This window comes from Hypericibacter adhaerens, from assembly GCF_008728835.1.
Lineage (GTDB): Bacteria > Pseudomonadota > Alphaproteobacteria > Dongiales > Dongiaceae > Hypericibacter > Hypericibacter adhaerens.
Map to the genome: position 1 here is coordinate 5,035,149 of NZ_CP042582.1, position 20,125 is coordinate 5,055,273.

Consider the following 20,125-nt stretch of genomic DNA (forward strand, 5'->3'; position numbering starts at 1 on the left):
GGAGAGAAATCGCTCTCCCTGCCTTTCCATCGATGAGCGCTGTTTCAGGCGCCCTGCGTCAGGAGGCGACGCGCCAGCTGCCATCGGGCTCGCGGCAGGCCGTGCCATGCGCCGTCTCCGGACGACCGTTGACGATGATCGTCGTCTGGTATTCGCGGCAGTACTGGCCGCTCGGCTGCTGATAGGTCTGCTGCGGCACGGTGTAGCCGTAATTGCCGTTGTTCGGGTTGTTCCAGCGCGAATACTGGCCGTCGGGGTAGCGCTCGAGCGCCACCTGCTCCGCCTGGTAGGCCGACTGGCGGTCCGCCTGGTCGAGGCCGCGGCCGATCTGGTTGCCGATGAAGCCGCCGATGACCACGCCGGCCGCGGTCGCGATGAGCTGACCCGTGCCGTGGCCGATATTCGAGCCGGCCCAGCCGCCGAGCGCGGCACCGCCCAGCGTGCCGATCGTCTCCTTCGAGCCGAGGCCGGTACCGCCATAGCCGCTCGCGCAGGCGCTCAGCGTCGAGGCGAGCAGGACGGCGGCGGTGATCTTCTTGAGGTTCGTGTTCATGATCGAGCTCCTTCTCCATCGAAAGCGGGAGCTGCGACGGGCATCGCTCAACTCGAATCGCCCCTGCAGCATGGAACGCAGTCTGCCGGGGTCAGACTGAACCCACTCTGAGGGCGCCGTTCATCGGGCGTTCAGGATTGGAGGGACGGGAGAGTGGTGGATAAGGGGCTGATCGGATTGTCGATTTTCTCTTCCTCTCCTCCCGCTTGCGGGAGGAGAGGGCAGGGTGAGGAGGGTGGTGAAGCTCGTGGCGCTTCATCCTGAGAGGCCCCCCTCACCCTACCCTCTCCCCCATTTCATGGGGGCGAGGAAGAGATCTGCCCTTACGTCGACGGCAGCGTGAGAATCGCGCGCAAGCCGCCCAGCGGCGAATCCTCGAGTGCCACCGTGCCGTCATAGAGCTCGGCGATCTCGCGCACGATGGCGAGGCCGTGCCCCGTGCCCGGCACGCGCTCGTCGAGCCGCTTGCCACGATGGAACACCGCGTCGCGCTGCTCGGGCCGCAGGCCGGGCCCGTCATCGTCGACGGTGAAGCGGATGCGGTTGCCCTCCTGCCGCCCCGCGACGAGAACGCGGGTCTTCGCCCATTTGCAGGCGTTGTCGGCGAGATTCCCCAGCATCTCCTCGAGATCCTGGCGCTCGCCGCGGAAGCCCAGGCCCGCGGGAACATCCGCCTCGATGCGGACCGGGCGGTCGCGATGGATGCGCTCGAGCGTGCGGCGCAGATCCTCGGCGACGGGCGCGCATTCCGTCCGCACGCCCAGGACCTTCGCCGCCGCGGCCGTTCGCGCGCGGGCGAGATAGTGATCGATCTGCTGGCGCATCGAGGCGGTCTGGCGCTTGACCGTCTCGGCCAGCGGCCCCTCGGCGGTGCTGGATTCGTTGGTCAAGACCGAGAGCGGCGTCTTCAGCGCATGGGCGAGATTGCTCACCTGGGTGCGGGCGCGCTCGAGCACGGCGGCGTTGTGCTCGATCAGCACGTTGAGCTCGTCCGAGAGCGGCGTGATCTCGGCCGGGAACTGGCCGTCGAGCCGCTGCGCGCGCCCCGTCCGCACCGCGATCACCGCCCGGCGCATGCGCCGCAGCGGCTGGAGGCCGAACCAGATCTGGATCAGCATCGCCACGATCAAGCCCAGCCACAGCAGGCCCAGCGACCAGAACAGCGTCGCGTTGAAGCTGTGCACCGCCGCGTCGATCTCGCTGGTCTCGCCGGCGACGCCGAAGCGGAAGCGATGGGTAGAGCCGGGCAGCGTGATCTCGCGCTCCACCAGCCGCAGCTTCTCGTCGTCGGGGCCGGTCACGTCGTGGCTGAAGGCCTCGGTCGTGGCGGGCTCGCGGCTCAGGCTCAGATCCTGATCCCAGAGCGAGCGCGAGCGCAGCAGCGGCTTGCCATCCTCGGCGATCTCCCAGTACCACCCTGAATAGGGTTGATCGAAGCGCGGCTCGCCGACGCTGCGCGTCAATTGCGGCTGGCCTTGCGCGTCGAGCTCCGCGACCGCGACCAGGCCTTCGAGCAGCACCACGAGGCGGGAATCGAAATTGCGCTCGACCGTGTCCTCGAACAGGCGCGAGAGCGCGAAGCCGCCGGCGAGCAGCGCCACCGCGATCCAGACGCCGGCGCCGACCAGAAGGCGCAGCGCCAGCGAGCGCGCGGCCATCTAGTCCTGCTCGTCCGGCGGCGCCAGGCGGTAGCCCAGCCCGCGCACGGTCGCGATATAGTTGGCGCCCAGCTTCTTGCGCAGCCGGCCCACGAACACCTCGATCGTGTTCGATTCGCGGTCGAAATCCTGCTCGTAGATATGCTCGGTCAGCTCGGTGCGCGAGACGATCTTGCCCTTGTGATGCATGAGATAGTCGAGCAGGCGGAATTCCTGCGCGGTGAGCTTGACCTGCACCCCGTCGACGGTGACGCGGCCGCTTGCGGAATCGATGCGCAAGGCCCCGCATTCGAGCTCCGCCGAGGCATGGCCCGAGGCGCGCCGGATCAGCGCCCGGATCCGCGCCAGCACCTCCTCCATCTGGAAGGGCTTGGTCACATAATCGTCGGCGCCGGCATCGAAGCCAGCCACCTTCTCGCTCCAGCGGTCGCGCGCGGTCAGGATTAGGACCGGCATGGTGCGGCCGTCGCGCCGCCAGCGCTTCAGCACCGAGACGCCGTCCAGCACCGGCAGGCCGAGATCGAGCACCACCGCGTCATAGGGCTCGGTATCGCCGAGGAAATGGCCTTCCTCGCCGTCGCCCGCCACATCGACGGCGTAGCTCGCGCCCGCGAGCGCCGCCTTGAGCTGGCGCGCCAGGTCGGGATCATCTTCGACGACGAGGATTCTCATGCGATGCACACTCGCGGGGATGACGGGTCAATCGCCCTGGACATCGAGGATCTGGCCGCTCCGGCCATCGACGCCGATATCGAGGGCCTTCCCGTCCTTGGTCAGGAGCCGCACGCGATAGATCCAGCGGCCGCCCATGTCGAGAAGCTGGGTGTCGAGCACCTGCCCTTTATAGCGCTGGCGGACCGCCTTGAGGATGGCGCCCAAGGGCTTCACCTCGCCCGATTCGACCGCGGCGCGCGCCCGGTCCTGGTCGCTGTCCGCGCGGACCGGGCCCGCGCCCAGCAGCAGCAGAGCGACGAGGCAGGACAAGCCCATGCGGAGAAATTGCCGGCGCATGAGGGCTGCGTTTACTCCCCGATAGCTGAACGGGACATGAACGGGCCGCTCCGGCTGCGTTCAAGTTGGGCGGGTCAGAATGACCGTCATTGAAGATCGCAGACTTGAAGAAAGGAAACCAGTCATGCGCAGCTTCCTGATGATCGCCGGCCTTGCCGGCCTGCTCGCCTCGGCCTCTCCGGCCTTCGCCGCCGGCGGCCCGGGCAACAGCGACCGCAATCCCGGCCAGCAGAACCCCATCGTCCTGGCTCATGGCGAGTCCGATTGGGGCCAGCCGAACAACCAGCCCTGGAGCAATCCGAACGGCGGGTACAACTCGAACCACAATCCCGGCGGCTATGGGTCCGGCTGGAACGGGCCGGGCGCCAATCACAATCCGGGACCGGGCTGGAACAACGGCCAGTACCAGCATCAGCCGCTGCCGCGGCCCGTCATCAAGGCCCGCCTCCAGCACCAGCAGTTCCATGACATCGGCGACTGGCGCTTCAAGAACGGCTACTACCGCGTCCGGGCCGAGGATCGCTACGGCCATGACGTCAAGCTGATCGTCAACGCCTATAGCGGCCAGATCGTGTCCGTGAACCGCGATTGACGTCCGGCGTTCAGCCAAGCGAGAGAGCGGTCCGGGCAGGGACCGCCTCTTTCCGTGCTCGAGATATTGGCACCTGGACCTCGGCGACAGGCTAGGCCTGTCCAGCGCCGATCAGGACCCAGCTCAGGCCGCGTCCCACAGCGAGAATGAACGCGCCGCCAGCAGCAACCGCCACGCCGGTAAGCCAGGGGTTGCCGCCGCCATGATCGAAAATCAGCACGTACCCGATATAGCCGGTGCCGATCAGCATGAGCAGGCCGCCGATGCAATCGCCCGCCAAACGCAGCCATTGAGCGAAGTCATGGAGCATGACGACACCTTTGGTTTGCAAAGCCTCGAGAGGATTCCCCTCGCGGCTGCCGTTTTCCTAGGCGGGTTTCTCCACGGATGGATGGCCGGCAGCGGACCCGCGGCGGGAAAAGCCGACCATTCGCTCGGCATCCTCGTCCCAGAGCGCCAGCCAAACGGATCGGAGGCCGGCCCCGACCGTCAGCGGCGCCCGCGTCCGCAGCGCCGGGATGGCCTCGTAGCAGGCTTGCAGCCGGTAGTTCGGCACGCGCGGCGCAAGATGATGGATATGGTGAAATCCGATGTTACCGGTAAACCACTGCATCACGCGGGGGAGACGCAGGCAGGACGAGCCTTCCAATGACGCGGATGCAAAGCTCCATTGCTCTTCCCGGTTCCATTGCGAGCTGTCGAAACGGTGCTGCAGGGCGAACAGCCAGACGCCGATGATCGAGGCGACGACAATGATGAGCGCCTGTATCAACAGCACTTCCCAGAATCCCAGCCAGAATCCGAGCCCGAGCAGCACCCCGGCGAGCACGGTGTTGGTGATATGCACCGAGCGTCGTTCCTGCGTCCAATTCTCCGGCGTGTCGAACGGCACGCGGTAGAGAAGGATGAAGACCAGCGGAGGCAGAATGACATGGGCGACGATCGGATGGCGCACCGCCCGGTAGAGAATCCGGTCGTGCCACGGCAAGGCCCGATACTCCTTGACGGTCAGGCATGTGGTGTAGATGTCGGCGCCGCTATGCCGCCGGTCGAGATTGTTCCAAACCCCGTGATGAGCGGCATGATGCCGGCGCCAGTTGGCATAGGGCGTCAGGGTCAGCAGCCCGCAGATCCTGCCGGCGAGCGTGTTGGCGGCCCGGGACACGAACAGCGATCCGTGACCGCAGTCGTGCTGAAGGATGAAGATTCGCACCAGGAGCGCGCCGGCCGGAATTGCCAGCACCATGCCGAGCGGCAGCGACAGATGGATGAGCTTGTACATGGCAGCCCACGCGACCAAATAGAGGCCGATCGAGCTGACAAGCTGCCAGATACTGCTGGAGAGGCGGGGCGATTCGAACGAGGAAATGGCGGATCGCAGCGACTGGCTGGCGGATGCGCCGGTGTCGCCGGGCGACGGGGCTGTAATCAACGGAAACAGGGCCTCATATGAAAGGTACGAGCAGGATCAGCATGCCGTCGAATAGAGTCTCGCAGACGGCACGTCCTGCTTTCGGAATCACGCAGCGCCGACACGGTCGACGCCGGCCTTGATCGGTGCCGGTTCAGCCGGCTACCGCATTGACGACAGCGACGCCCGCGGCGCGGTGCTCGGCAAGCCTCGCTTGCTGTTGGCGCGCGGCCTCCGTCTCGCTCAGGCTCCACGCCAGCAGCGTGATTTCGAATCCTTCCATCTCGTGCTTCAACAGCCACTCGACGAGTTGCACGTGCTCGGCGGCTCGTTTGACGGTTGTGCGCTTGCCTGGCAGGGTCACCAGATCGGGCGCCTCACGCCCCTTCCAGGCGTAGATGAAAACCTCTCCCGTGGGCCGGTGTGTGATCTCGCCGATCGACATTTCACCCCAGATGCCGGCCGCCTGCCGCGCCGCCTCGTCGTTCAAGCGCAAGGCACGCAGCCGGTCGATCTTACTGCGTTGGTCCGCTTCGGCAGGGCTCGCCGTGCGCCCGCTGCGTGAATTCCGCGCCATATTCTGCTCCGTCATCGAGGCGACATGCCTGCATTATCGAGACCGGTGGATCTCCGGCAGGCGGTAGCGAAAAAACGACTTTTCTCGAGATCGCGGGAGCCGGGCCGGCGCCGAAGTTCCGGATATCGGGCGGGCTGACGAGAGCCTCTCCCGCAGACGCCCGAAAGCGCCGACAAGGCACAACAGCCACGATCCGGCCGGATGATGGCGGAAGAGTCGGGCGCGTTGGAGAACTCCAGCTTGCTGCCCCACGTCCTGGCTTTCCTGCCGGGATATCGCCTGAGGATCGCCCCCAGGCCGCGGTCGCTCGAATCAGCTGAAGGCCAGATGCTTAACGGGCCGTATTGCGGGAACGCTCGACTGGCGCTTCCTGCTCAGGACCATAGGCGCTTTTCCCATCTCTGTCCGATTTATTTTGCAAGGCGGAAGTTCGGCACGCCGCCGCGCCGGCAGAAAGCTGTCACTGATCGGACGGCAAGGCCGCTCGTGGCGACGCGGAATCTGCGCGCGGCAGATAGATATCGACGACCGTACCGCGCTTCGGCTCGCTCCGAATCTCGACATGGCCGCGCGACTGCCGCGCGAAACCGAGCACCATGGAAAGACCCAGACCCGAGCTCCGGCCCCCGACCTTGGTGGTGAAGAAGGGTTCGAACGCCCGGCCCAGAACCTCCGGTGTCATGCCGGTGCCGGTGTCCGACATTGAAAGCGTGACGTAATCGCCGGGCGCGAGACTGGGCTTCCCGGCCGCTTCGCCGGCCGACAGCGACATGTTGGCGGTCTCGATGGTCAGCTGGCCGCCATCGGTCATGGCGTCCCGGGCATTGATCGCGAGATTGACGAGCGCGGATTCGGCCTGGACCGGATCGACCAGGACAGGCCAAGGATCTTCAGCGAGCCGCAGCTGGATCTCGATTCCGACGCCGAAGATCGGCTGCAGCAGTCCCAGGGTCGAGGAAACCAGCTCGTTTACGTTGATCCTTTCGGGCTCCAGCGATCGCCGCCGCGAGAAGGCCAGGAGCCGATCGATGAGCGCAGAACCCTGAAGGCTCGCTCTCATGCAGACGCTCATAAGTTCCTCGGCCTTGCCGTCCGCTCCCATGCGCTTTTCGAGCTGGCTCAGGCCGCTCACAACGATGGCCAGCAGATTATTGACATCATGGGCCATGCCGCTCGTCAGCTGGGCGACTGTCTCCATGCGCTGGGCTCGAGCGAGCTGGCTCTCCGCGACTCTGCTTGCGGCCAGATCCTGGAGAAGCATCGCTTCGGACCGCTGCCGGCGATCCACCTCCTTTTGCGTCAGATGGAACGCCCAGAGGATGACCATCGCGCTCGCCAGGATGCCGGCGAACAGGATCAAAGCGGAATTTTGGACGTAGGCGCGGGCATTGCTCAAACGCGACCGGGCGCTATCGGACTCCGTCGCTACCACGCCGACGATCGTTTCCCGCATCTTGTCGGTGAGAGCCCTGCCCTCGTCGATGCCGGGGCGCACGATGGCGGAAAGGCCCCGACCCTGCCGGGCGACGATGAGCGCCTCGAGCCGATCGATGCGGTCGCTCAGCATCGGGCGGAGCTGGTCGACGCGCCGCCATTGGCTGGGATTGTCGCCGAAGAGCTGGCTCAATTGCTGAAGGGATTGTGGGGCCTCGGTTGCAGCGGCCCGGTAGGCATCGAGATAGGTCGGATCGCCCGTGATCAGGTAGCCTTCCTGATTGTCTTCGGCCCTGCCGAGGAGCGACAGCAGATGTTCGGCCTCGCCACGGACATCGCGCACATGCTGCACGATGCCGTCCGCAGCGGCCAAGCCGTGAATCTGGTAGTAGGTTGCTCCAAAGAGGCCGCCCACCAGGAGGATGGCCAGCCACAGAGCGATTCGCCGCCCCCATCGATGTCGCAACCCGCCGAAAGGGGGTTCGTGTCGCGATCGACTGGCGTCGGCAACGGACACGGCAGGCTCCCTCCCTAGCTCCGCTGGCTGTCGCTGGCCACGGGTCAATCTCCATTCCTGTTGAGAACCGACGCCTCGGCCGTTATCGGCGAGAACGCCGTTCGCTGTTCGCGGTTCGAAAGGCCGGATCGCGAAACCCCGCCGAGCGGGAAAGCGCAACGGCACAGGCGTGAAAAGCGACCGTCGGGATCGCGCTCTGTGGTTTGCGCCGGCTCCACTCAATCGCCGGCGTCATTCCCGCTTGATCTATCGGTGCCGTTCTTCGAATCACCATTCCCGAGCTTGGGCGAGATCGCGATCCCGGGATTTTAAACCGTTTTCACGGCGACGCATCTAGACGACCTCGGAAGCGGATCGGGCGATCGTGTAGGCGCTCGACACCGTGTCGGTCAGTTCCTGGACCAGACGGGCCAGGTCTTCGATCATTGCCGTCTCGGGCATATCCAGGGGATCGATGCTGGCGAGAATCCCCACCGCCCGTTCGTAACCGGCAATGGCGGGCGCCATGCCGATCGCCGGATAGGATGAATCGATCATCTTCAGTCTATGGACGATTTCCTCGAGCGCGCGGATCGATCGCGTGCATTCCTGAACCAGTTCCGCCCGCAGATTGGCGATGGTCCGGGCCCCGCCCGCGGCGAGGGTGGGATGTTTCACGACGGCGCCCATGGTGGCCCCCTGCTCCTGATGACGCCGATCCGAGGCGGTGGGGCCGGGGTGGGCTGGCGAACGCGCCAGCGCCCCGGCCTCCCCGACGACTCGGGATCAGGCTGCGCGGATCTTGTTGAGGAAGCCGTCGACCTCGCCGCGCAGGACCTCCGCCTGCTTGGCGAGCTCGCCGGCCGTCGAGAGGACCTGCGCCGAAGCGGCACCGGTCTGGCTCGCCGCCTGCGTCACGCCGCCGATGTTGGACGACACCTCCGACGTGCCCGCGGCCGCCTGCTGGACATTGCGGGCGATCTCCTGGGTCGCGGCCCCCTGCTCCTCGACCGCCGACGCGATCACCGTGGCGATCTCGCTGATCTTGGAGATCGTGCCGCCGATGCCCTCGATGGCGTTGACCGAGCCGGCCGTGGCGTTCTGCATGGCCTGGATCTGGCCGGCGATCTCCTCGGTCGCCTTGGCCGTCTGGTTGGCCAGGGACTTGACCTCGGAGGCCACCACCGCGAAGCCCTTGCCGGCCTCGCCCGCGCGCGCCGCCTCGATCGTGGCGTTGAGCGCCAGGAGGTTGGTCTGGCTGGCGATGTCGTTGATGAGCTGCACGATGTTGCCGATCTTCTGCGCGGCCTCGGCCAATCCCTTGACCTCGGCATTGGTCTTCGCCGCCTCGCCGACCGCACGGCCGGCGATGTCGGTCGATTCCGACACGCGACGGCTGATCTCGGCCACCGAGCTCGCAAGCTCCTCCGCGGCCGACGCGACCGTCTGCACGTTGGTCGAGGCCTGCTCGGAGGCGGCCGCCACCGCCGTCGACTGGCGGGAGGTCTCCTCCGCCGTCGCCGACATGCTCTCGGCGGTCGACCGCATCTCGGTCGCGGCCGAGGCCAGGATGCCCAGGAGGCCCGAGACCGACTCGTCGAAGCTCTTGATGTAGCCTTCGATCGCCTTCTGGCGCTCTTCCTTGCGCGCCTGCTCCTTGCGCTGCTCCTCGGCCAGGCGGTCCATCTCGATGGCGTTCTGCTTGAACACCTCGACCGCGTCAGCCATGCTGCCGATCTCGTCCTTGCGGCCGAGCGCCGGCACGATGATGGTCTTGTCGCCGCCGGCGAGCTTGCCCATGGCCGCCGTCATCGCGACGACGGGCTTGGCGATGCCGCTGCCGATGAGCCAGGCGATGACCAGGCCCAGCGCGATGCCGCCCAGGCTCAGGATGATCGAGAGCATCTCCGAGCTGTCGATCACGCCATGGGTCTCGTCCTCGACCTTGTTCTCGTCGTCGGACGCGTCGGAAGCGATCGCCTCGGCGTCGCTCGTCACGGCTTCGGTCTGCTCGGCGATGGTCTCGTTGACCAGCTTCTCCATGTCGGCGTCGACGGCCTCGCTCTTCTTGAAGGCCTCGTCATAGCCGGCGATGAGCGTCTTGATCTCCTCGACCTGGGCGTTGAGCGCGGGGTCCGAGACGACCTTCTCGATCTGCTCGATGGCCTTCTCGGCGGAGGCGAAAGCCTCTTCCGCCTGCTCGGCCGAGCTGCTCTCGCGGCGCTCCAGCATCAGGTTCGAATAGAGGCGCGCCTTCATGACCTCGTAAAGGGCCGTGCCGGCGAGGATGGCCGCATTGCTGTTGCCGCTCTGCGTCGCCTTCTGCATCAGCGCCTCGAGGCCGTCCGAAACCTTCGGCCCGGCGACATCGAGCACGTCCGAAGCGATCTTGACCCGCTCGGCTTCGAGCTCCTCGACCTTGCCGAAGCTGGCGATGATCTCCGACAGCTTCGAGCTGACATCGCCGAAGGCCTTCTTCTGCGTATCGTCGGACGAATGCTGCTGGCCCGTCTCGATCTCGGCCTGGAGCTTCTTCTCGACATCGCCCGCATCCTTGGCGGCGTTGGTGTCGCGCGTGCCGACATAGACGTCGATATTGCGCCGCAGCTTGACCACGTCGCGCTCGATGTTGCTGGCGTCATCGACGATGTTCACGGCGCCGATATATTCGCCGAACTGCGTGCCGATCGAGCTGAAGCCCATGAAGGAAATTCCGGACACGGTCGCCAGCAGGAGCAGGACGAGCCCGAAGCCCGACAGCACCTTGGTCTTGACCTTCATGTTGGCGAAGGTCGCCAGCAGGCCACCCTTGCTCGTATTCACAGGCCTCGCATTCGCAGACAAGGACGTGGTCGACATAATCGCTATCTCCAATGGCCGGGACCCTCGTCCCGGGCGGCTGTCGTTAAAGGGATTGCAGCAGGAACCGGCGGTTCACGCCCTGGACCGGCCTTGCGTTTGAAGGGAAGAGCGCGGCGAACTTCCGTATCTGGTCTTCGGATGCCTCGATCGGCTGCTTGAACATCGTCCAGAGAACGCCCTCGCTGCATGGCGGCGTGGTGAGGGAGCCCTGATAGCGGAAGAAGCCGCGCTCTGTCGGCAGCAGGCTCGCGGGGGTGATCTGCGTGCCGACGTCCTGGACCGGTCCTGCCACCGCCGGCATTCCCGCCCAGATGGGTTGCAGGGCGGCATTCTCGGCGCCCTGCTGGATGAAGACGCCGAGCACGGCCAGCTGACCGCTCTCGGCGCGATGAACGAAATGCAGCTCCAGATCGAAGGCCCGGCCGGCGAGAAGATGCTCGCTCGGATGATGGAAATGGAACTGCAGGAGCTCGAAACTGCGGCCGTCGATCCGGCTGCGCGAGCCCGGATCGCAATTCACCTGGATGGTGTGGCCGTTATTGAGGATCTTGAGGGGCATGGGCCGGAAGTCGGGCTCGACGCCGGCAAGCTGAGCGCTGATGGCGTTCTTCAGGTCGATCGGGGTCTGCTCGAACCCCAGCTCGCAGACCTTGAAGTCGGCCGAAAGCTCGCCCCAGTTCTGCGGCCCGGCTTCGCCCTCATAGCTCCAATGCGCCGCTTCACCGTGGGAGGCAGTGCCGGAGTCGGCGAGGACGTCCCGCGACTTCATGAGCGACAAGCAGATCGGACAAGCGGCGACACCGGTCGCGAGGCGTCGAATGACATGGCGGCGTGAAATGGGGGTGGTCACGATCATTCCCTCTCAATTGACCCTGCCGGTCGGCGATCACCGCCGGTTCCCGCGGTCGCGATGGCCGCTCAAATCGGCCTTCAAACCCGCGGACATAAATTCCTGGGTCCCTGATATAGGTAGGAGTCCTAATGATTTACTTAAAATGCCCTGTAATACTTCGGCTATAGACCATCGGTCGCCGGACCGTGGCAGCGCCCCTAAAGGTTGCAGACGGCGCGCGCGAACCGGCGGCGCCAGGGTCGGATCGATGGATCTTTCGGACGAGCGGCTGCTACGACGAAGCGACCGGCAGCAGCTCTTTGACGGCGGCCAGCAGTTCCGCGTCGCGGAAGGGCTTGAAGAGCGTGCGGTGCGCGCCCAGCGCCTCGGTCAATGCCAGGGCCACGACGGCCGGCAGCTCGCGGCCACCACCGGAGATGGCAATGATGGAAATCTTCCCGTTCACCCCGCGGACCGCCTTGATGACCTCCGTGCCGTCGGCCTGCGGCAGCAAAACGTCGGTCACAAGCAGATCGTAGGCCGTGCGGCGCAGATGTTCGATGGCGGCTTGGCCGTCTCCCGCTTCCACGACCTCGTGACCGGCCTCCTGGAGAAGGGCGCGCAGCATCGATCTGAACTCTTTATTGTCCTCGACGAGCAGAATTCTTGCCATGACACCGCCTCAACTGTCGTTCGGCGATGGCGGCGCCGACGAGGAGCCGGCAATCGCCGCATAGACGTTGCGTGCCGCAACCGCCAGGATCTCCGCCGCCTGCACCTGCTGCTGGGGGAGAAGACCCTCCAGCGCATCGACGAGGAGATTCAGCGGATCGGAATCCAGCAGCCCTCGTCCCTCCGCCGTGAGACCGATCCGCATGACGCGCCCGTCCGACGGATCCTTGTTCCTGACCACCAGCTTCTTGCGGACGAGCGCCGAGATCGTATCCGAGGCCGCGGCCTTGCTGACGCAGTGGGCGCGCGCGAAATGGGTGAGCGTCTGCACGCTTTCGTTCGCCCGGGCGAGGTAGCGCAGCGCGCCCCACTGCGCGGGATTCAAGCCGTGGACGAAGGATTGGCTGTAGATCAGCCGCATCGTGTGGTCGAGCAGTTCCGCCGTCGCGCGGAGCCGTCTGTCACCCGCCCTGCGGTTTCGGCCCCCGGGCTTCATCGGCGGCAATCATCGAGCCTCTGCGGCAGGCGGGGCGACAGAGCGATTTTCCCGCCAACTGCTGCAGGGTCCATGGGCCGGTCGTGATGATGCCCCTGACGGGCGTTGTTTCTCGTGGTGCGCAAACGCATCGACTCGGGCGATTCGCACCCATCGGCATTTCTACTTATCACGCTCGCCGCAGCGCGGCTTCAAGCAGTTTGGTGAAATCCATCGCCTGAAGGATAGATGTCCTTCCGCATAGGCCCCTCCGACAGGAGGAAGGCGAGGTCCGATCCCGCGACGAAGCTATCCCGGTGGACAGATAATGAACCTGGAAGCGTGAAGCGGACGCCGGTTCCTGGCGCCATCGACAGGACTCCGGGCTTTATCCGCCGACATCGCGCTATAAAATGGGCCGCGGGTGGAGGGGCTTGCGTCGGCGGCAGGGGAGTGCCGGCGTCGCGCCCAGGGGAACGGAGAGTGCCTCATGCGACGTCCGCGACTGGCGCGAAACATCGCGCTCGGATTCTTCGTCTTTGGCCTCATCGTTTCGCCGGGCGTGTTCCTGATCCCGGACGGCACGATCCCACGGGCGTTGCATAGCGGGCTCGCCATTGCGGGCCTGACGTCGCTCATATTGGGCGGCACCTTCGCGCTCGTGCAGCACGAAGAGACGCGTGCCCAGGACCGGCTGCGGCGGGGCGAAGGCGTGCTCGCCCGCTGGCGGATCGATCCTTTGGCCTGGAAAGATTTCCTCGCGCTCAATCACCAGGCGAGCGCCGAGCAGGGCGCGCTGCCCAATCAGCTCACGCCGGTGAAGGAAACGCCGCCCGAGGGCATCGAGATCGTGGTCGCGAGAGACGGCGTGGAAGTGGGCGGCGATTTCCAGCATGTGCCGTTCCGCGGCACACCGCGTGTCGAAAGCGTCTACCGCCTCCGCAATAACCGGTCGGCCGGTATCGAGCTCATTCTCCGGTACCCGACAAAATTCGGCTCGACCCGGCTGGCGCTGCGCTATCCCCTTCCGGCCGGCGACGAGGAGCTCGCCGCCAGGCTCCTCCTGCACTACCAGGCCTCGGAGCAGGCGACGCGCGGCAAGCCGGCGCTCGTTTTCCGCAACCCCAAGCTCTCCCGGGCGGTCCTGCTGACGATTCTCCTGTTATGCGCCGCTTCCTTCGCGGGCGGCCTTCTGCTCAAGGAGCAGGCGGCATTGGGCGATCTGCCTCTCTATATGGCGGTGATCGGCGCGGTCGCCGGCATCGGCGCCGCCCTCCTCCTGCTGATCATGCAGATCGCGCTCGCGATGGATGCGCGCCGCCAAGGGTGACGGCGAGCCGGTATCCGCTTCGCCGGAAAATGCCTAGCGGCCCTTCCAGACCGGCGCACGCTTCTCCGCGAAGGCCTTCGCCCCCTCGAGCTGGTCCTCGCTCGAATAGAGCTTGTCGACGGTCGGAAAGCCCCGCCGGTTGATGCGCCACAGGGCCTCGTTGAAGGGCATGCCTTCGGATTCGCGGACCACCTCCTTGATGGCGGCGAAGACCAGCGGCGGGCCTTCGGCCAGCATCTGGGCGAGCTCGCGCGCCCGGGCCATGAGATCGGCCGCCGGCACGACCTGATTGGCGATGCCCCGCATCAGCGCCTCGGCGCTGTCCATCCAGCGCCCGGTCAGCAACAGATCCATCGCGACGTGATAGGGGATGCGCCGCGGCAGCTTGATGGTGGCGGCGTCGGCGAGCGTGCCGGCCTTGATCTCCGGCAGCGCGAAGCGCGCAGGCTCGGCCGCGATGATCATGTCGGCCGAGAGCGCCAGTTCGAACCCGCCGCCGACCGCCATTCCGTTCACGGCCGCGATCACCGGCTTGTTGAGGTTGGGCAGCTCCTGAAGGCCACCGAAGCCGCCCACGCCATAATCGGAGATCGGGCCCTCGCCCGAGGCACCCGCCTTGAGGTCCCAGCCGGCGCAGAAGAACTTTTCGCCGCCGCCGGTGACGATGGCCACCCGCAGGTCGGGATCGTCCCGGAAGCTGGCGAAGGCGGCGCCCATCAGCCGGCTGGTCGCCGCGTCGATCGCGTTCGCCTTCGGACGATCCAGCACGACCTCGAAGATGGCGCCGTTGCGGCGGGTGATGACCGGACCTGACGACATGGCTCAACCTTCCCTTGCTCGGAACATATGCGGACGCGGTTCCACCGGCGGCAAAACCTCCGCCGAGTGGCGTGAGAATCGGGCAGACCCGGAGAAGATGATGGCGATCCAGCGACGATCTTCGTCGGCGCCGCGACCGGGTCTCAGTTTATGCCGTCGGTCCGGCGCTGGCGCAGCATTTCCAGCGCCGCGCTGCAGGCCCGCCTGACATGGTCCTTGCAGGCCTCTTCCGCCGCGTCGGGCGCCCGCTTGCTGATTGCCTCGACGATCCGGGTCATCTCGCCCAGGCTGCCCGGCGACCGGCCCGGCCTCGACATCGAGGTCGCGCGCAGATAGACGATCCGCGCGTTGAGGGAACGGATCATGTCGCGGATCAGGTTGTTCCCGCATCCTTCCAGGAACACTTCGTAGAAATGGGCCGTTTCCGCGACGATGCGCCGGACATCGCCGGTCTCGAACGCCTTCTCCAGCCGCTCATTGGCCGCGCGCAGTCGATCGATGTCGCGATCCGTGGCCCGCGACGCGAACAGCCGGCCGGCAAGCCCCTCCAGCGCTTCGCGCACCTCGTAGATCTGCTGCGCCTCCTCCAGGGTGACCGTCGCCACGATCGGACCCTTGTTGGGCACGTTGTGGACCAGTCCTTCGGATTCGAGATGGCGGAGCGCTTCGCGGACGCTGGTGCGGCTGACGCCCGTGAGCTCGCACAGCTCGCGCTCGATCAGGCGGTCGCCAGGCTTGAAGCGGAAGTCGAGGATGGCGTTGCGCAGAACGTCGAGGACCTGCTGGCGAAGGGTGATATTGGTGCGCTTGATGCGCAGCGAAGAAAGCTCTGCTCCCTCGGCCTTTTCAGCCATATCCCCACCTCTATAATACCGTATTATCTCTTATACCGCTTGCCTCCCCCGTCGGCAAGACGGCGGTTCAAACGGGATTCAGCCTAGAGCATTCGCGCAAAACGAGCATCGGTTCGCGGGCGGGGATGCGCCCGGTGGCAAAAACAAGGGCGGGAGCGGCGTCCGATCCCGAAGGACCGGACGCCGCTCCCGCCTCGTCTTCAGTCCCGGTGGGTCGCCGCGATCAGACCGCCGCGACGCGCTTCTCGCGGGCCGGCGCCGCGGCGAATTCGGGCATCACTTCCTTGATGAAGAGCGCCAGCGAATGCTTCTGCTCGGCCAAGGGCTGGCCGAAGGCCGCGGAATAGCAGAAATAGTCGACGCCGAGCGCCTCATAGCGCTTCAGCTTCGCGATCACCTCGTCCGGCCTGCCGAACATGAGATTCTCCCGCATCGCCGCCAGATCGAACTCGCTGCGGTTGGCGAAGCCGGAGACGTCGAGCGTCTCGACGAAGCCGTTGGTGACGCCGCCCAGATTCTTGAAGAGGTTCTCGAACTGACCCATCTGCCGGATGGCGCAGCGGATCGGCACTTCCCAGCCGTCGGGCCGCTCATAGACCGAGGTATGGCGCATGGTCATGAAGGCGGGCCGCGCGACGCCGGGATTGTTCTTGAGCGCCGTCTCGAAGCGCTCCTTGTAGAGCTCGACCTCGGCGAAGGGGCGCGAGAGCGCCCAGGTCATGATGTTGCAGTCGTTCTTGACCGCCCAATCGAAGGTGCCGGGATCGCGCGCCGCGACCCAGATCGGCGGATGCGGCCGCTGCAGCGGCTTCGGCACGGAGGTCGCGGTCGGGAAGGACCAGTATTGGCCCTTATGCTCGGTGTCGCCCTGCCACAGCCGTTTCAGGACCGGCAGCATCTCCTGCATATAGGCGACGCCCACATGCTGATCGATGCCGCCCAACAGGCGATCGAACTCGCGCTGATAGGCGCCGCGGCCGATGCCGAACTCGAGCCGGCCGCCGCTCAGGAGATCGAACAGCGCCGCCTCGCCGGCGAGCCTGAGCGGATGCCAGTAGGGCGCCACCACCACCGCCGTGCCCAGCCGGATGCGCGAGGTATGGGCCGCCCACCAGGCCAGAAGCTGGAACGGTCCCGGCGACACGGTCATCTCGATGCCGTGATGCTCCGCGGCCCAGGCGATCTCGAAGCCGCCGGCATCCGCCATCTGCACCATCTCCAGCACCTCGCGCGCCACGTCGCGCATGCTGACCTCGGGGCTGAGGCGTTCCATATTGATGACGAGGGTGAACTTCATGGGTTGCGTCCTCCGTGACGGGCATCTGGCGTGAACGATGAAGCTGCCGGAGCGCGCGCGCCGGCCGGCGAAGCGGGTCTCAAGCTGTCGAAGCGGAGATAGTCGCCGCCGCAATAGCCCAGCGGTCGGGCATCCTGATGACCGAGGCGCGTGACCTCGCCGATCAGGATGAGGTGATCGCCGGCCTCCACTGCATCGTGGCGGTGGCAGTCGAGCCAGGCGAGCGAGCCCGCGATGAGGGGCGCCTTGTCCGTTTCGTCGCGATACTCGATCCCGGCGAACTTGTCCGGCAGGGGCGAGGCGAAACGCTGCGAGATTTCAGCCTGGGACTCGCTCAGGATGTTGATGGCGAAATGCCGTGCGGCACGGAAAGCCGGGAAGCTGCCGGCCCGGTGCGCGATGCAGACCAGGACCAGCGGCGGCTCCAGCGATACCGAGGTGAAGGAATTGGCGGTGAAGCCGCGCGGCTTGCCCTCGGCATCGAAGGTGGTCACCACCGTCACCCCGGTGATGAGGCTCCGCAGCGTCCGCCGCAGCACCGCCGGTTCGACGGGCGGTGGGGAAGACGGCGTCCTTTCGGTTCCGGCGATCATGGCGGCAAGCCTAAACGGGACCGGCCGGGCGATCTTCCTCCGGTTCATAGGAGAAAGGTGGCTTCGCCTCCTATGATCGGAGCCCCTTAACCGCCGATCGCCGTCCGCAGCCGGAAGGCGACGTCGAGCGCCAGGCGGGCCTCCCGATCCTCGAGATCGATCCCGAAGAGATCGCCCAGCCGCTGCAGGCGGTAGCGCAGGGTCGTGACATGGATCCCCAGCGCATCGGCGCAGGGCTGGTAGCGGCAGCCATGGGTGAGAAAGGCATCGAGGGTCGGCAGGAAGCTCGACCGGTGACGACGGTCGTAGGCCGCCAGGGGCTCGAGCGTGTCCTGGACGAAGCGGCGCAGGGCCGCCTGGTCGGCCGAGGCCAGCAGCCGGGCGAAGGGGCCGAACTCGGCTTCCGACACCAGCCCGCGCCGGTCGAGCCGCCGCGCCAGATCGAGGATGCGCGCGCAGTCCTGACGCGCCGCCTGGTAATCCTTGAGCTCACGGCAAAGCCGGCCCAACGCCGCGATCGGCTTGGTTCCCGTGATCCATTCCATCTCGCGCAGCAGGCGCTCGATCAGCCGCGTGGCCGACTTTTCGCCCGAAGCGCGTTCCGGCAGGAAGACGACGGCATCCTCGCCGTCGAAACAGACGGCGGCGCCGGGATGCTGCAGGCTCGCGACCCGGAGCAGCCCGCGCAGGATCATCGCCCGCATATTGTCGTCAGGCGGCCGGTCGGCCGTGGCACCCGGCGCCAGCACCAGCAGACGCGCCGGCGCATCGAGCGCCAGGCCCAGATGGCCGGCGCGCGCCATCGTCTCCGCCTCGTCGCGCCAGTTGCCGCTGAAGAGCCGGCCGAAGAACTCGCTGTTGGTCTCTGCCTGTGTCGCGAAGCGCACATGAGCGCGCATCAGCTGCACCGCGAGCGCGAACCGGGCTTCATTGGCCAGCAGCGCGTCGAACGCCTCGAGCGGCCGGCCACCGGTGAAGAGCACCATGCCGCCCAGGACCGATCCGTCGACGAGCAGCGGTTCGATCATCGCCTCGATCGTGAGATCGATCCCCATGAGAGCGAAAGCGAGGGGCTGGCTTTCCTGGAAATGGGTCGGCTTCGCGGCGCGCATCACGCGGCCCAGCTCGCGCGCACCGTTCTGCTTCAGCTTCGCGGCCCACTCGCCGTCGGCGATCCGATCCGGCAGCGGCGACCGGCGAGCCAGGACCTGGTTCGAGGTCAGGTCGACGACCAGGATCGGATGCGGCAGGAATTCGGCGACCAGATCCACGATCGTCGCGAGCGACCGGCCGGCCAGCACGGATTCCATCGTGGCCGCATGCAGATCGAAGGCCCGGCGGAGGCCCGCCGCCTGCTGCCGCTCGGCATTCAGATGATGCGCCTTCTCGACCGCGAGAGACGCGAGGCCCGCCGCCGTCTGCAAGAACACCAGCTCGTCCTCGTCGATCTTGCGCCGCTCGCCGGCATGGACCGACATGACCATCGCGCGGCCCTTCCCGTCACGCGACTGCAGGGGAATGAGGACGACCGTGCGATAGCCGCGCTGACGTGCCTCCTGCATGTAGTCCGGGTAGTCCGGCGCCTGCTGCGCGTCGGCGATGATCAGCGGTATGCCGGTTTCCAGCACGCGCACGGTCGGACTGGTGGCGAGGAGCCACTGCCGCCGGGTCCGGCGCGTCTCCTTGAAATCCGGATCGTGGCGGGCGACGAGGACCGAATAGCCGCTCTCCCGGTCGAGCGCCATGATGGCGCTCGAGGACCAGATCGAGTTCTGGCAGATCGCGAAGACAATCCGCTTCAGGACATCGCCGAGCTCGGTGCCCGAATTCACCATGCTGGCGATCTGGCCGAGGCTGCGCAGCCGCTGCGTCAGGCTCGAAGAGTCCTCGCGAGGGGGGCGCCGTTTCGGCCGCTCAGCCATGGGCGAAATGCATCATGGAGCCGAAGGCGGAGCAGGCCCGCGATGGCGAGGTTCGATGCCTCACGCGACGAAAATCCTTGCACAGGAACCCGACATATCTAACGTGGCGGTCCCTGCCGATCAACCGACGCTCCGGCGTGGCGTTCGACGCGGCGGACGAAGGGACCGCGACACCTGCCAATCTCCTCCGAGGCCCAGGAACGATGCGACGCGACACTCTAGGCGAAAGCCGGTCCGCATGAGCCGGCGAATCTATTTCGAGGGCGAGGTCAGAACCGAATGGATCGACGAGTTCGGCCATATGGGCTATCTCGACTATCAGCGGGTTTCCGACATCGCCACCATGGCCTTCTGGGAGGAGATGAACGGGGGGCGTGGACAGGAGGCGCGCCAGGACAACGAGTTCGCGATCGTCGACGTGCATGTGCGCTATCTGCGCGAGCTCAGGCTGGGCGATCCCTTGAAGATCGCGACCCGGCTCGTCGGCTGCGACCTCAAGCGGTTCGGCCTGCTGCATGAGATGAGCAGCGGCGACAAGCTCTGCGCCACGATCGGCTTCCTCTGCCTCAGCTTCCATCTGGGCGAACGGCGGGTGCGTCCCTTCGCGAAGGATGTCGCGGCCCGCCTTGCCGCGGCCCTCGATCCCGAAGCGGCCCAGGATCCTTCCCTTCCCGCCTGCCTGGTCCCCGCCTTGTCCTGGCGGCTGCCCGCGCCGTCTGCCTAGGACGAACGCGGCC

At 66.4% G+C, this 20,125-nt stretch carries 21 protein-coding genes; 3 read left to right on the forward strand and 18 right to left on the reverse strand.

Annotated features, from left to right (window positions below):
* Positions 1-58 precede the first annotated feature (58 nt).
* From FRZ61_RS26850 to FRZ61_RS22550, 4 genes are all read right to left on the reverse strand, one after another.
* Complete coding sequence (locus FRZ61_RS26850) at positions 59-553, reverse strand: RT0821/Lpp0805 family surface protein (protein ID WP_263641742.1); 495 nt, start codon at positions 551-553, stop codon at positions 59-61.
* A 323-nt stretch (positions 554-876) separates the two neighbouring features.
* Positions 877-2,211, reverse strand: a complete 1,335-nt coding sequence (locus tag FRZ61_RS22540; RefSeq protein WP_151119851.1) for a sensor histidine kinase — start codon at positions 2,209-2,211, stop codon at positions 877-879.
* Positions 2,212-2,883 carry a response regulator transcription factor gene (locus FRZ61_RS22545; RefSeq protein ID WP_151119852.1) on the reverse strand — a complete coding sequence of 224 codons (672 nt, stop codon included), beginning with the start codon at positions 2,881-2,883 and terminating at the stop codon, positions 2,212-2,214.
* Positions 2,884-2,910: 27 nt separating this feature from the next.
* On the reverse strand, positions 2,911-3,222 hold the full coding sequence (locus tag FRZ61_RS22550) for a PepSY domain-containing protein (protein ID WP_151119853.1): 312 nt from the start codon (positions 3,220-3,222) through the stop codon (positions 2,911-2,913).
* 124 nt (positions 3,223-3,346) lie between these two features.
* Between FRZ61_RS22550 and FRZ61_RS22555 the strand changes: the two genes are divergently transcribed.
* Entirely contained in the window at positions 3,347-3,814 is a 468-nt protein-coding gene (locus FRZ61_RS22555; protein WP_151119854.1) for a hypothetical protein, read from the forward strand.
* A 91-nt stretch (positions 3,815-3,905) separates the two neighbouring features.
* On the opposite strand, the gene FRZ61_RS22560 is transcribed toward FRZ61_RS22555, so the two are convergent.
* The 9 genes from FRZ61_RS22560 to FRZ61_RS22600 form a co-directional block, all read right to left on the reverse strand.
* A complete protein-coding gene (locus tag FRZ61_RS22560) occupies positions 3,906-4,124 on the reverse strand; it encodes a hypothetical protein (protein ID WP_151119855.1) in 219 nt (72 codons plus the stop codon).
* A gap of 57 nt (positions 4,125-4,181) precedes the next feature.
* On the reverse strand, positions 4,182-5,246 hold the full coding sequence (locus FRZ61_RS22565; RefSeq protein ID WP_225308954.1) for a fatty acid desaturase family protein: 1,065 nt from the start codon (positions 5,244-5,246) through the stop codon (positions 4,182-4,184).
* 133 nt (positions 5,247-5,379) lie between these two features.
* The gene (locus tag FRZ61_RS22570; protein WP_151119857.1) at positions 5,380-5,817 is read right to left on the reverse strand and encodes a hypothetical protein; all 438 of its coding nucleotides are present in this window, start codon (positions 5,815-5,817) and stop codon (positions 5,380-5,382) included.
* A gap of 445 nt (positions 5,818-6,262) precedes the next feature.
* The gene (locus FRZ61_RS22575) at positions 6,263-7,753 is read right to left on the reverse strand and encodes a CHASE3 domain-containing protein (RefSeq protein WP_191909167.1); all 1,491 of its coding nucleotides are present in this window, start codon (positions 7,751-7,753) and stop codon (positions 6,263-6,265) included.
* A 333-nt stretch (positions 7,754-8,086) separates the two neighbouring features.
* Positions 8,087-8,422, reverse strand: coding sequence for a hypothetical protein (locus tag FRZ61_RS22580; RefSeq protein WP_151119859.1), 336 nt, complete (start codon positions 8,420-8,422; stop codon positions 8,087-8,089).
* 96 nt (positions 8,423-8,518) lie between these two features.
* The gene (locus FRZ61_RS22585; RefSeq protein WP_225308955.1) at positions 8,519-10,555 is read right to left on the reverse strand and encodes a methyl-accepting chemotaxis protein; all 2,037 of its coding nucleotides are present in this window, start codon (positions 10,553-10,555) and stop codon (positions 8,519-8,521) included.
* Between the two features lie 82 nt (positions 10,556-10,637).
* Positions 10,638-11,363: a carbonic anhydrase gene (locus tag FRZ61_RS22590; protein ID WP_225308956.1), complete on the reverse strand. Its 726-nt coding sequence runs from the start codon at positions 11,361-11,363 to the stop codon at positions 10,638-10,640.
* 355 nt (positions 11,364-11,718) lie between these two features.
* The gene (locus FRZ61_RS22595) at positions 11,719-12,099 is read right to left on the reverse strand and encodes a response regulator transcription factor (RefSeq protein ID WP_151119861.1); all 381 of its coding nucleotides are present in this window, start codon (positions 12,097-12,099) and stop codon (positions 11,719-11,721) included.
* A gap of 9 nt (positions 12,100-12,108) precedes the next feature.
* Complete coding sequence (locus FRZ61_RS22600) at positions 12,109-12,519, reverse strand: MarR family winged helix-turn-helix transcriptional regulator (protein WP_191909168.1); 411 nt, start codon at positions 12,517-12,519, stop codon at positions 12,109-12,111.
* A gap of 544 nt (positions 12,520-13,063) precedes the next feature.
* Here FRZ61_RS22600 and FRZ61_RS22605 point away from each other — a divergent pair.
* Entirely contained in the window at positions 13,064-13,903 is an 840-nt protein-coding gene (locus FRZ61_RS22605; protein WP_151119863.1) for a hypothetical protein, read from the forward strand.
* 33 nt (positions 13,904-13,936) lie between these two features.
* Here the strand turns inward: FRZ61_RS22605 and FRZ61_RS22610 are convergent, their stop codons facing one another.
* From FRZ61_RS22610 to FRZ61_RS22630, 5 genes are all read right to left on the reverse strand, one after another.
* Positions 13,937-14,722: a carnitinyl-CoA dehydratase gene (locus FRZ61_RS22610; RefSeq protein WP_151119864.1), complete on the reverse strand. Its 786-nt coding sequence runs from the start codon at positions 14,720-14,722 to the stop codon at positions 13,937-13,939.
* A gap of 143 nt (positions 14,723-14,865) precedes the next feature.
* A complete protein-coding gene (locus FRZ61_RS22615) occupies positions 14,866-15,576 on the reverse strand; it encodes a GntR family transcriptional regulator (protein WP_151119865.1) in 711 nt (236 codons plus the stop codon).
* 223 nt (positions 15,577-15,799) lie between these two features.
* Entirely contained in the window at positions 15,800-16,873 is a 1,074-nt protein-coding gene (locus FRZ61_RS22620) for an LLM class flavin-dependent oxidoreductase (RefSeq protein ID WP_151119866.1), read from the reverse strand.
* Positions 16,870-17,466, reverse strand: a complete 597-nt coding sequence (locus FRZ61_RS22625; RefSeq protein WP_191909169.1) for a flavin reductase family protein — start codon at positions 17,464-17,466, stop codon at positions 16,870-16,872. The genes FRZ61_RS22620 and FRZ61_RS22625 overlap by 4 nt, the downstream gene beginning before the upstream one ends.
* Positions 17,467-17,552: 86 nt before the next feature.
* On the reverse strand, positions 17,553-19,388 hold the full coding sequence (locus FRZ61_RS22630) for a helix-turn-helix domain-containing protein (RefSeq protein ID WP_151119868.1): 1,836 nt from the start codon (positions 19,386-19,388) through the stop codon (positions 17,553-17,555).
* A gap of 238 nt (positions 19,389-19,626) precedes the next feature.
* Between FRZ61_RS22630 and FRZ61_RS26485 the strand changes: the two genes are divergently transcribed.
* Complete coding sequence (locus tag FRZ61_RS26485) at positions 19,627-20,112, forward strand: acyl-CoA thioesterase (RefSeq protein ID WP_191909170.1); 486 nt, start codon at positions 19,627-19,629, stop codon at positions 20,110-20,112.
* The last annotated feature ends 13 nt before the right edge of the window (positions 20,113-20,125 follow it).